Raw genomic sequence first — 12,184 nt, 5'->3', positions numbered from 1 at the left:
TACGCGAACCGTACGTACGGTGTTGTGAGAGGGGCGAAAATAATACATTTATTTTCCCTCTACTCGATTCTTTATCAATGGGGAATGAGATGAAATTATCGTCCATATGCGCTGCCATGAACTTTTGATTGCTTTTATGAGCTGAAAACCAGTATAGTTAGTATGGATTGAAACAATATAGCTAGATTTTAGGGGTATCATATCATGAGAAAGTTTAAAAAAGTTTATGTAGAAATTACTAATATATGTAATTTAAAGTGTAATTTTTGTCCTAGCTCCAGTTTGCAAAGGACCCTGAAGTTCATGGATCCCGAAGGGTTTTCACACGTCATTGAGAAAATCAAACCACACACCGATCATATTTATTTCCATTTAATGGGTGAACCATTTTTAAATAAAAATTTGGGTACATTTCTGGATATCAGTGCTGATAATGATCTAAAGGTGAACATTACAACGAATGGCACTTTGATTCAGAAGGTCAAGGAAAAGCTCCTTTCAAAAAAGGCCCTTCGTCAAATCAATATATCACTTCATAGTTTTGAAGCGAATGATACAACCAATAGTCTGGATTCTTATGTCAGTAATATTGCTGATTTCATTAATGAGGCCAATGAAACGAGTGAAGTGATTTGTGCCATCCGATTATGGAATATGGATACGGATGAACTGAAAGCGAGTAATGGTCTGAACGACGATATTCTTAGCATGTTGGAGGAAAAGCTTTCGTTGGACATTCGTCTTAGTGAAGTACTTCAGCAAAAGAATAATATTAAGTTGAAGGATCGGGTTTATATAAACATGGCCGAAAAATTTGAATGGCCAGAGTTGGACCGTGACATTATTGATGAGAATATATTCTGTTATGCGCTAAGAGATCAGTTGGGAATCTTGGTGGATGGTACGGTTGTGCCTTGTTGTTTGGATAGTGAAGGGAAAATCCCTCTTGGGAATATTTTCGAAACGTCCCTTGAAGACATCCTCAATGGTGAACGTGCTAGAAATATGTATGATGGTTTTTCGAGAAGATGTGCCGTTGAAGAGTTGTGTAAGCGTTGCGGCTATGCGAAACGTCATAAAAGATAAAGGTAAGACACTTATGGAGCTCTAGAAAGTACCCTATGGAATAGAAACTTTGAAAAAAGTCTATTTTGTAGGGTACTTTTGTTTCTAATAAGAAGTTGAAATTTTGATCGTTCGACTCAACGTTGCGTGTACATGAACCGTTTCATTGCACTGCAGGCGCTTAACTTTCCGCGGGCGGTCCGTGAGCCTTCTTAGATTTTAGCCTGAGGTGTCTCACGTAGACGCGCATTTCTAAGCAGCAGTCTCGTATCTTCCTGTTCCATTCCACTCAGGTGACAATTTAAATAGAATCCTGATTGCCCATAGTACTGGAGAATCTGTATCTAGACCGTTTCGTTTCATTGCGGGCGCTCCCTTTCCGCGGGCGGTCCGTGAGCCTCCTAGGCTTTCAGCCTGCGGTGTCTCACGTAGACACGCATTTCCCGCAGGAGTCTCGCGCCCTCCATTCCACTCCACTCTGTGTGAAAAATAAGTTAGAATTGCGATTGCGCACAGTTTTGATGCTTTGTTCAATGACCGTTTCGTTTCATTGAGGGCGCCTAGCTTTCCAGAGACGGTACGTGAGCCTTCTCGGCTTTCAGCCTGCTGTGTCTCACGTAGACGCGCATTTCCCGCAGGAGTGTCGCCGCCTTCCATTCCACTGTGTGTGAAAAATAAGTTAGAATTGCGATTGTGTACAGTTTTAGGAACTGCACTTTATCTGTTGCTTTGCATTGCACTGGTTCTGTTGAATATACGATTAAGTTTAGTCTCTTAAGAATCGGATAAGATTATCTTACATATTTCCTTACGAACGCATCTCGATTAAAACGCAATTATTTGGATTTAGAGAAAGACGCTTGTATTTATTAATTGTTCGGATTAAGTATTCAACTTACCGATTACTGTTACAGAAGTTGTCGAAAAAAATGAAATGAGGAAAATGCAGGTCACGCCGGGGAAACGGTTGTGAGCATGCATCACAAGAGTCATTCTTTGTTTATTTTTAAGATGTGAAATAGGGGAGTATTTAGAGCAAGATGCCGCCTGCAAAATACAAATCGCTTTCCTTTCAAGTAGGCGAGCTTTTTAAGTAATGTCCTTTGCAAAGGGGATATTTTACTCAGCTTCGTGATTTTTTTAGGGAGTGTAATGCACCTTTTAATTAGGCCATGTTAAAAGAAGTTATTACTTCATAATATCATATTAAAAAGTTTGTTATTCATAATATGGTTTGTAAGGGATGTTTTCTGGATTTACAGCAAAGAGTAGATGAAGTGTTCCTTGGTTTATCACCTGCTCAAAAAAAGGGAGCAAAAATTTTGTTAGTGGTTCACACACATTTTCTGCTGCTTCAGCCCAAAAGCTTGGGAAGGAAAGTGACGTCAGTGAAGCCACGTTCATTGGGTTTACGTGGATTTGCGGAATATATCGAGGGAATCGGCTTGAATGAATTCATACTTATAAACTAGAAGCTGGCATTCAGCGAAATTTCACGCTCAAGTGATGGGGGAGGATACGCAGTATCGCAAAGACGATAAAAAAACTATCCAATAATCATTTCTCCAAAAGCGGTCGGCAAATTGTCCGAAGCTGGTAATATATTGATATATGGACATCGTTTATTATTCTAGGCAGACTTATTACGCTCTGGCTTGTTAGGGAAGAAGTTCAGTTATTTAGACCGGATACGGAAGATTTGTTTTTACAACCGAACAAAATGAATGGAAATTCCGTTTTCAGTAAAAGAGACGGTGAAGATAACGGAAATGGCTAAACAGGTCATTGTTGTTTTTGTAATCGGCGTTACGGATTGTGAGCAGGCACTAATCGCTCACATTTTATTGACCATTTCAACACCTAGTACCTTCAGCATCGCGCATGTTATTCTCTGTATTAAATAGTTTAGTAGTTGGTGTATTAATTAAAGATGAACAACGTTTCAAAGAAAGAAAAGCTATGTATGTTGCTTTCCAACAAGATGATGAATATTTCTTATGAAGATCCAAGCCGATTAAGGAGGATAAATAAAGCTATGGATATTACACAGACGATTGAAACATTAAGGCCGCGCATCTTTACTATATTCGACCATCTACACGCTCATCCTGAAACGAGTTGGAATGAAGTGAATACAACAGCCTTCATTTCCAATATTTTAAGAGAAAACCTCTGTAAGGTGCAAACCTTCAATAGCTGCACAGGAGTGATTGGGGAAATGGGAGGCGGGGCTTTCACGGTCGGGTTGCGATCGGATATTGATGCTTTATGGCAGGAGGTGCGTGGGGCGTTTCAGGCTAATCATTCCTGTGGACATGATGGACATATGACCTTGGCACTTGGAGTGTTACTGGTATTGAAGGAGATGAACTATAGGCCGGGCGGTAAGCTCAGATTCATTTTTCAGCCAGCTGAGGAAAAAGGTACGGGTGCTTTGAAGATGATTGAAGAAAATGTAATGGATGATATCGAGTTCCTTTATGGGGTGCATTTAAGACCGGTGGAGGAAGTGAGGGACGGACAGGCGGCGCCAGCCATTATCCATGGTGCCGCCCAGTTCATGAAAGGCGAAATAGTGGGGACGGATGCTCATGGGGCAAGGCCGCATCAAGGGCAAAATGCGATTGAAATAGGAGCGGCACTCGTCACGTTGTTAAATGGCATTCACCTCAATCCTTCAATTCCTTATTCAGTGAAAATGACGCAATTTGCTGCTGGTGGTGAAAGTTCCAATATCATTCCTGGAAAAGCCATTTTCTCATTGGATTTACGGGCTCAAGATAATGAAGTGATGAAGGTGCTTACTAAAAAGGTGAGGAAAGTTGCAGAGTCGTTGGCGATTGCTCACGATGTTGAAATAACCCTCAAGCCACGATCTAATGTAGCTGCAGCAATTGTAAACGATCAAGCAAAGGAAATAATGGCTGAAGCGATTGCAGACACACTCGGGGAAGAGAATCTGGTAGCGCCTGTCGTAACAACCGGAGGGGAAGATTTTCATTTTTATACGCTAAAAAAACCAGACATCAAAGCGACGATGCTAGGGTTGGGGTGTGATTTAGCACCAGGGCTCCATCATCCGGACATGACCTTCAACAAAGAGGCGTTGTTATCAGGAATTGAAATCCTGACCAAAGCCATCATACTTACGTTTGAGAAGTATGGAGAGGGAGAAGCCTTGAAATGACAAAATGAATTAACCATATTAAATGGCTATCATTACTTAGAAAATCTACAGGAAATGTAGCGGTTTGAATGGAAACCAATCAGACACTTGCCGCAGTTTACAATGGCGGACTTGTTCGAATTTGGTGGATCATGGGACAGATGAACCAGTGGAAAATGTGAAGTCGAATTTGAATATCGACTAACAGAAAGTGATTTCTGGATCTTCGAAGTGACTGTTTTTTCTTTTATCTGGGCCTTTACACATGATCACGGCATTTTTCCGCCTTTTTTTCATACATTAGTGTAAAGGCGGAAGACAAGGGGGATATCGGATGAATGGAGCGGAGCAAAAGGCTCTGGAGTATGCCATTAGTGAGATTACAGAAATTGCAACTGGATTCGGATTGGATTTTTATCCGATGCGTTATGAGATTTGCCCTTCGGAAATCATTTATACATTTGGTGCCTATGGGATGCCGACCCGTTTTTCTCACTGGAGCTTTGGAAAACAATTTCATAAGATGAAACTGCAGTATGACTTTGGATTAAGCAAAATCTATGAACTTGTCATTAACTCTGATCCTTGTTACGCTTTCCTGCTGGACTCCAATTCACTTGTACAAAATAAATTGATTGTTGCCCACGTATTGGCGCATTGTGATTTCTTTAAGAATAATATGCGCTTCAATAATACGAAGCGGGATATGGTGGAAAGCATGTCAGCCACTGCGGAAAGAATCCGGGACTATGAAATCCTGCATGGCAAAAAGGAAGTGGAAACGTTTCTTGATGCACTTTTAGCCATCGAAGAACACATCGATCCATCGCTTATGAGGCCGAAGCTAGCCTGGACGATGGAAGACGAGGAAGAGGAAGAAGAGATAAAACCGTCAGCGACTCAATACGATGATTTATGGAATCTTGATAATAAGGATAAACCGAAGACATCCAACAGAAACAAAAGAAAAAAATTTCCGCCAAGACCTGAAAAGGATATTATGCTTTTCATTGAACAGTACAGCAGGGATTTAGCCGATTGGCAACGGGATATCATGACGATGATCCGGGAGGAAATGCTGTATTTTTGGCCTCAGCTTGAAACAAAAATCATGAACGAAGGCTGGGCATCCTACTGGCATCAGCGCATCATCCGGGAATTGGATTTATCCTCTGGGGAAGCGATAGAGTTCGCGAAACTTAATGCTGGCGTCGTTCAACCATCACGCACGAGCATCAATCCTTATTATCTTGGATTGAAAGTGTTTGAGGACATTGAAGAGCGCTATGATAATCCAACCGAAGAAATGATTAGGCTTGGCGTCAAGCCGGGTTCAGGTCGGGAAAAGATGTTCGAGGTCAGGGAAATTGAATCGGATATTTCCTTTCTCCGCAATTATTTGACGAAGGACCTGGTCATGCGGGAGGATATGTATTTATTTCAAAAGCAGGGCAAAGATTATAAAATCGTCGATAAGGCATGGGAACAGGTCCGCGATCAGCTCGTCAGCATGAGGGTGAATGGCGGGTTCCCTTATATCACCGTAAATGATGGCGACTATATGCGTAATGGTGAGTTATATTTAAAACATTGGTACGAGGATATTGAACTGGACCTGAAATATCTCGAGAAAGTCATGCCCTATATCCATCAGCTCTGGGGACGATCCGTGCATATGGAATCAATAATGGAAGGTAAAGAAGTCCTGTTTTCCTATGATGGAAAAGGGATTCACCGGAAATATTTGTAAAAGAAAACTGCTGAGCAATCAGCAGTTTTCTTTTACTTGTGTTCCTAAAAAAATGATAGTTTCATGAATAATACTTGTGATTTACAAGTATTAGTGTTAATAATTAAATCTAGAATTTTTGTTATCAAAATATCGTTTAAGGAGAGCGAAAGGAGTAGGGGAAGTTATGATCATTCGTGAAGCGATGGAAGCGGACATAGACTCCATCAAAGAGATTTACAATCAAGGGATTGAGGATCGGGTTGCCACGTTAGAAACAGAGATGAAGGACCAAACTTACATGGAAGAATGGTTTGCCAATCACATTGGCCGATATAAGGTAATTGTCGCTGACCAAGAAGGGGAAATCGTTGGTTGGGCTTCCTTGAATCAATATAACAGCCGCGATGCTTATAAAGGGGTTGCTGATTTATCTGTTTATACCTCAAGAGATCATCGAGGAAAAGGGATTGGCGGTTTATTGCTGCAATCAATCGAAAAGCTCGCAAAAGAAAATGATTTCAATAAAATTGTGTTATTCACATTTCCCTTTAACCAAATTGGTCAAGGATTGTACAAAAAACGGGGGTATCGCGAAGTAGGCGTGTTTAAGAACCAGGGAATTTTAGACGGGGAATTTGTCGATGTGATGGCTATGGAGAAATTACTTTAAACAATTAGGGGGTAGGAGGGTTATGACAGTGAACCATTCAAGCGTATTGTCTGTTTGTTATTTTGATGCCTATTTCAAACTGGTTTTAGCTTCTCGTGAACCTGTGGTGGAAAAAGCAAAAGAATTCATTGAAACCAACTTTTTTAAAGGCGAAGCGTGTTATTATGGCGAGCAAACTCACCGAAATTTCATGACGGCTTTTAACAAGCTAAAAGGATAAATAAAAAATAATTAAATCAAATGGTTGCAAAATGCAAATAGTTAGCGTATAAATAAAGTGAGGTGAAAGTAATGGAAAATGAAAACCTTAGAGGTCTCTTCCAACTCTTAACAAGACGTTTTGGATTATTGAATAAAAATTGTTGCAGCGCTGATGGAATTGAGATATCCCTCGTTCAAAGCCATATCTTGTATGAAATACATCGACAAAGCAAGGCTTCCATCCAGCAAATTGCAGAAACCCTGGGGACGGATATTACGACGTTCAGCCGACAAATCCAATCCCTGATAAAATTGAATTTGGTCACAAAAACGCCTGATGCAGAAGATCGGAGAATTTCTATCCTTTCTCTGACCGATGAAGGCGTGAAAATCAATCAAACCATCGATCAGCAAATGAATGATTACTTAAATGAGATTTTCAAGACGATGAATGAGTTTGAAAAGGAATCAGTCGTGCGTTCTCTGCAACTGCTTAATGATCGAATGTTAAAGTCTTCGGTATGTTGTACTACTCCTTGGGAGTAGTATAATTTTTCGACAATACTTGCAAACTACAACTTTTTTAAGGAATGAAAATATAGGAGGAATAATGATGGGTCAATTTGATAAAAGTGCATTACCAGTAGCAATTATAGGAGGAGGTGCTGTGGGGCTGGCCGCGGCCGCTCATTTACTAAAAAAAGGGGAGAAGTTTATCGTATTGGAAGCGGGGGACTCGGTGGGTTCAAGCATGCTGGAGTGGGGACACGTTCGAATGTTTTCTCCGTGGCAGTATAACATCGATAAAGCAGCAAAGGAATTACTGGAGAACGCTGGTTGGGCTTCACCCAACAAAGAAGCTTTGCCGACAGGTCGCGAATTGGTAGAAGAGTATCTTCTGCCGCTAAGTAACCTTCCAGAAATAAAAGAACGGATTATGTTACAGGCAAAAGTAGTCGGTGTTGCCAAAAAGGCTCACGATAAGTTAAAAACAGGAAAACGGGACACGGTTCCCTTTCAACTGTATGTAGAAGTGAATGGTGACACAAAAGTCATTGAAGCGAAAGCAGTGATTGATTCATCAGGTACTTGGACCAATCCAAACCCCATCCTTTCAAATGGTATCTGGACGAATGCCGAGAAAAAATTACACAATCAAATCCACTATGGCATCCCTAACGTCGAACAACTGGAAAACAAATATCAAAATAAATCCACCGTGGTGATCGGAAGCGGCCATTCAGCCATCAATGCCCTATTGGATCTGGCCACTTTACAGCAGAAATTTACGGATACAAAGATCTACTGGGTTCTTCGTAAAAAACAGATCCATGAAGTGTACGGAGGGCAAGAAAACGACGGGTTGGCGGCTCGTGGAGAATTGGGCATAAGAATTCAGCAATTAGTGGAGTCTGGACGAATCAATATTCTTACTCCCTTTCATATTAACGGAGTTTATCCAACTAACGGTCAAATCACTGTGGTGGGAGAATTAGACGGGGAAGAATTCACACTTGGTGATATCGATGAAATCGTTGTGAGTACGGGTTTTAGACCCGATACATCCTTTTTAAATGAAGTAAGGATAAACCTTGATTCAGCTGTGGAAAGCATAGAAGCGCTTGCTCCGCTAATTGATCCCAATATTCATAGCTGTGGAACCGTGCGGCCGCATGGTGAACAAGAATTACGACACCCTGAAAAGGACTTCTACATTGTTGGCATGAAGAGTTATGGAAGAGCACCTACATTCTTACTGGCGACAGGCTACGAACAAGTCCGTTCCGTGGTGGCTTATCTCACAGGGGATGTAGAAGGGGCAAAAGAAGTACACTTGGAACTCCCTGAAACAGGGGTTTGCAGTGTGAATCTGACATCTAATTCCTGTGATTCTGATCTTCCAGCTACTGAAACAAAGGATGGTTCTTGCTGTGGCAGTCCCGTTCTAGGGAGATTGGAAATTAAAAATAATTCTTGTTGCGAATAAACCAAAAGACCAGACTGTAACCAGTCTGGTCTTTTTATGTTAAACATTATTGTTGATGATCCGTTTAATAAAACGAATAGAAATGCGAAACTTAATTCTGAATGCTAAAAAAATAGCTTGTGTAATCCCCACTAAAGGGATTTAATGGATAGTGAACCAAAAGTTAATAATCCCCTAACGTTTGGAGGCAGTTTGTATGAAACATTGTATTTATTTTAAAAAAACTGAACCTGAAGCTACTTTTCTTTCAGAAGAACACATATTTCCAGCTGGAATTGGCGGTAAGAAAAAACTTCCGCAAGAATATGTAAGTCACGATTGTAATAATGCTTTTTCCAGTATGGAATTAGAGTTCATGAGGAATTCCATCATTTCCATACCTCGTCAATTTTATGGTCCAGGGAACGAGGGAAATTAACACCAAGCAAAGCCTCAAAATCCAATATATCGATTATGACTGACGTAAATGATCCCACTTCTATCGGATTTGGCTACATTAGTTTAGGCAAACCTTTCAACATTGCTCAAATAAGGGTTAAAACGAATGGTACCATTCATTTTAGTTCAGACGAGTCCTTTGGGGATGCAAATAATCAAGTAAGTGATTTTGCTAGAAAACTAGAAAGTTTCAACGATACTTATATACTTCATGAAGACGATCAATTCGATGAAGAAGAATTTATTCTAGGGATACATGACAAGAAGTGGCATGTGGGTTTGAGTAATAAGGAACTCCTACCAAGCGTTAATGAATTTGTTCAAAACTTATAGATCAAAAATCTTTTGAAAATAAAACTCCAAGCTATGGGTCCACTCAAACAACTGTCCACCAATCCATACAAATGAACGACAGTTATTTTAGAATCTGTGCAAAAATCATTTTCAACTACTTGCACATAAAAAAGGACAATATTTTGTACTGGAAAATCGTTTTGATCCTCTCCGTAATTGGATTGTAAATGGCGGAGAAAATGACTTTGCTGCGATAATGGAAAATCAAAGGATACAATTTGGACCCATTTCTTTTCCTGAACAATCACATCTATTAATGATCATAAGAACAGCGACTTCTTTAATGGGTTATATTAGTTTTTACGATCAAAAATCTCCTACCGAGGTTACACTATGCAAGGATTTCGATGAATCCTTTGAAGATGATGGTTTTATCTGTGACTGGAAAAATGAAAAGGAATACACCTTATTAGAATTCTTACATGAAGAAAATGAAGAAAGAAAGTTAGAAAAACTAAGAGAAAACTCTTAAAATCTTATAATGACAAAGCCCCGCAGAATTTATTCGTGCGGAGCTTTGTCGATTTCAATCCTAGTTATTCTGATAATAACGACTAACCACTGGTTCTCCCCATACTGCTCCTTCCTTAACCATTAGCGTTTTTATGGTACGGGTCCTTCCCAACTCATCTTTCTCAACCCATTTATAATGTTTAACTCTTCTATCATCCCTTAAAGAATCATAGTTTAACTCTTTAGTTATTTCTGTCGGTTCTCCCCAGGAAGAAAATCGAATATCGGTTTCAGACATCCCTTCGTAAGGAACCGTCACACTCAATTTACCTCGTACTTTATTTAAATGTTTTGCTTCGGCCAGTGCCGCAGCTTCCTTCATTTCCTCAGCTTGTTTTGCATATTTCGGTACTTTCAATAGGATTTCTATATACTCATCTAAATAATATCCCTCGTAAAACATTTCTTTTTCAATCATTTCTGGAACAAGTTTAGACATTTCGAGATAAATCTCATCCCTTTTGTTTTCAGAATCCTTATAATCAGCAATCTTTTCAAAAGAACGCAGAGCTACCGCATAATCAGGCTTCTCTAAAGCCAAAAGAGCCTCCTGATATACGTTCCGTTCTTCTAGTTTAGCTGTAATGAGTGGATGTAAAATAAGGGGAAAAACAATCAATAAACTCAAAGAAACAATCATAAAAATCTGTTTAAATTTCTCAGATTTGGTCCCCATATAGCTCCTCTTTTCCTAAACATAATGTATTAAGTAAATTTTACCTGCACCTAGAGAAAAAGTAATCAACTCTTTTAAGCCAGACTAAATTAAAAATTATATTGTTGAATATTTATCACTTGATTAAATAAGAATATGCTTATACAATGATATTGGATAAACACATAAGCATTTGGTTATATGTTGGGTCAGGCTAGGAGGGATAATATGCAAACGAATGAAGCTTTGGATATAGAAGGTACTGCAAACGTTCTTAAACTTTTAGGTGATAAAACACGTTTGACGATGGTGAAAATTATGTCTGAACATGAATGTTGTGTCTGTGAATTTGTAGACCTGTTTGATATGAGCCAACCTGCTATTAGCCAACATTTACGAAAGTTGAAAGATAGCGGAATAGTGAATGAAGCGAGAAGGGGGCAATGGATATTTTACTCGTTAAACCAAACATCTCCGTATCACTCATTTATACAAACAGTTATCAAGGATTTGCCAAGTCAAGCATTTAAAGTAGAAGAATTAACAGCACAAGGAAAACGAATTTGTTGTGACTAACGAGGAGGAGAACATCATTGGGTACAGTTATATTAGCGAGTATTATCTTTTTGCTGACGTTGACTTTCGTCATCTGGCAACCCAAGGGATTGTCAATTGGCTGGTCAGCATGCGGGGGGGCGGTACTTGCCTTACTTGTTGGGGTTGTTGACTTCAACGATGTAATTACCGTTACCGGTATTGTATGGAACGCGACGTTGGCGTTCATTGCTATTATCATTATTTCTTTGATTTTAGATGAAATTGGTTTCTTTGAATGGGCAGCCCTTCATATGGCTAGAGCGGCCAAGGGAAATGGAGTAAGGATGTTTGTCTATGTAAGTATTCTTGGTGCCCTTGTGGCTGCATTTTTTGCAAACGACGGAGCTGCTCTTATCCTTACACCGATTGTATTAGCAATGGTCCGTGCCCTAAAGTTTAATGATAAAATGATTTTCCCCTTTATCATAGCCAGTGGGTTTATTGCTGATACAACCTCACTACCTTTAGTGGTGAGTAATCTTGTAAACATTGTTTCCGCGGACTTTTTCAATATCAGTTTTTCCGAGTTTGCCTCAAGAATGATTGTACCAGACCTCTTTGCATTGGTCGCCAGTATCTTGGTTTTATATCTGTTTTTCCGTAAAAGCATACCGAAAAATTATGATGTATCACAACTTAAAAAACCAGTGGAAGCCATTCAAGACCAAAGAATGTTTCGGCTGTCTTGGATTGTATTAGGAATATTGCTGGTTGGTTATTTTGCCAGTGAATTTATTGGAGTACCTGTATCCATCATTGCAGGCATTGTCGCTATTTTCTTCCTCATGATGGCTAGAAGGAGTCCA

The 12,184-nt window shown here is 39.7% G+C and carries 15 protein-coding genes; 13 read left to right on the top strand and 2 right to left on the bottom strand.

Going from position 1 to position 12,184, the window contains the following annotated elements:
- Window positions 1-204: 204 nt before the first annotated feature.
- Window positions 205-1,086: a radical SAM/SPASM domain-containing protein gene (locus ASU00_RS06585; RefSeq protein ID WP_057912627.1), complete on the top strand. Its 882-nt coding sequence runs from the start codon at window positions 205-207 to the stop codon at window positions 1,084-1,086.
- A gap of 231 nt (window positions 1,087-1,317) precedes the next feature.
- On the opposite strand, the gene ASU00_RS06580 is transcribed toward ASU00_RS06585, so the two are convergent.
- Window positions 1,318-1,722, bottom strand: a complete 405-nt coding sequence (locus ASU00_RS06580) for a hypothetical protein (protein WP_057912626.1) — start codon at window positions 1,720-1,722, stop codon at window positions 1,318-1,320.
- Between the two features lie 1,112 nt (window positions 1,723-2,834).
- On the opposite strand from ASU00_RS06580, the gene ASU00_RS26640 reads away from it, so the two are divergent.
- From ASU00_RS26640 to ASU00_RS06530, 10 genes are all read left to right on the top strand, one after another.
- On the top strand, window positions 2,835-2,969 hold the full coding sequence (locus ASU00_RS26640; RefSeq protein ID WP_269085311.1) for a hypothetical protein: 135 nt from the start codon (window positions 2,835-2,837) through the stop codon (window positions 2,967-2,969).
- Window positions 2,970-3,100: 131 nt separating this feature from the next.
- Entirely contained in the window at window positions 3,101-4,252 is a 1,152-nt protein-coding gene (locus ASU00_RS06570; RefSeq protein ID WP_201786276.1) for a M20 peptidase aminoacylase family protein, read from the top strand.
- A gap of 313 nt (window positions 4,253-4,565) precedes the next feature.
- On the top strand, window positions 4,566-5,981 hold the full coding sequence (locus ASU00_RS06565; RefSeq protein WP_057912624.1) for a SpoVR family protein: 1,416 nt from the start codon (window positions 4,566-4,568) through the stop codon (window positions 5,979-5,981).
- A gap of 166 nt (window positions 5,982-6,147) precedes the next feature.
- Window positions 6,148-6,633, top strand: a complete 486-nt coding sequence (locus ASU00_RS06560) for an arsinothricin resistance N-acetyltransferase ArsN1 family A (protein ID WP_057912623.1) — start codon at window positions 6,148-6,150, stop codon at window positions 6,631-6,633.
- A gap of 22 nt (window positions 6,634-6,655) precedes the next feature.
- Complete coding sequence (locus tag ASU00_RS06555; protein WP_057912622.1) at window positions 6,656-6,853, top strand: hypothetical protein; 198 nt, start codon at window positions 6,656-6,658, stop codon at window positions 6,851-6,853.
- A gap of 71 nt (window positions 6,854-6,924) precedes the next feature.
- The gene (locus tag ASU00_RS06550; RefSeq protein WP_057912621.1) at window positions 6,925-7,380 is read left to right on the top strand and encodes a MarR family winged helix-turn-helix transcriptional regulator; all 456 of its coding nucleotides are present in this window, start codon (window positions 6,925-6,927) and stop codon (window positions 7,378-7,380) included.
- 64 nt (window positions 7,381-7,444) lie between these two features.
- On the top strand, window positions 7,445-8,821 hold the full coding sequence (locus ASU00_RS06545; protein WP_152983691.1) for an FAD-dependent oxidoreductase: 1,377 nt from the start codon (window positions 7,445-7,447) through the stop codon (window positions 8,819-8,821).
- A gap of 196 nt (window positions 8,822-9,017) precedes the next feature.
- On the top strand, window positions 9,018-9,239 hold the full coding sequence (locus tag ASU00_RS06540; RefSeq protein WP_057912619.1) for an HNH endonuclease: 222 nt from the start codon (window positions 9,018-9,020) through the stop codon (window positions 9,237-9,239).
- Between the two features lie 35 nt (window positions 9,240-9,274).
- Window positions 9,275-9,592: a hypothetical protein gene (locus ASU00_RS06535; protein ID WP_057912618.1), complete on the top strand. Its 318-nt coding sequence runs from the start codon at window positions 9,275-9,277 to the stop codon at window positions 9,590-9,592.
- Window positions 9,593-9,809: 217 nt separating this feature from the next.
- Window positions 9,810-10,085, top strand: coding sequence for a hypothetical protein (locus ASU00_RS06530; RefSeq protein ID WP_057912617.1), 276 nt, complete (start codon window positions 9,810-9,812; stop codon window positions 10,083-10,085).
- Between the two features lie 60 nt (window positions 10,086-10,145).
- Here ASU00_RS06530 and ASU00_RS06525 read toward each other — a convergent pair whose 3' ends face one another.
- The gene (locus ASU00_RS06525) at window positions 10,146-10,667 is read right to left on the bottom strand and encodes a hypothetical protein (RefSeq protein ID WP_152983690.1); all 522 of its coding nucleotides are present in this window, start codon (window positions 10,665-10,667) and stop codon (window positions 10,146-10,148) included.
- A 342-nt stretch (window positions 10,668-11,009) separates the two neighbouring features.
- Here ASU00_RS06525 and ASU00_RS06520 point away from each other — a divergent pair, with 342 nt between their 5' ends.
- Together ASU00_RS06520 and ASU00_RS26045 are read left to right on the top strand one after the other, a co-directional pair.
- Window positions 11,010-11,357: an ArsR/SmtB family transcription factor gene (locus ASU00_RS06520; protein ID WP_057912615.1), complete on the top strand. Its 348-nt coding sequence runs from the start codon at window positions 11,010-11,012 to the stop codon at window positions 11,355-11,357.
- 17 nt (window positions 11,358-11,374) lie between these two features.
- On the top strand, window positions 11,375-12,184 hold an 810-nt coding region (locus ASU00_RS26045), incomplete at its 3' end, for an ArsB/NhaD family transporter (protein ID WP_236712601.1).

The organism is Peribacillus muralis (assembly GCF_001439925.1).
In the GTDB taxonomy this organism is placed as follows: Bacteria; Bacillota; Bacilli; order Bacillales; family DSM-1321; genus Peribacillus; species Peribacillus muralis.
This window is presented reverse-complemented; position numbering and strand designations above follow the sequence as displayed.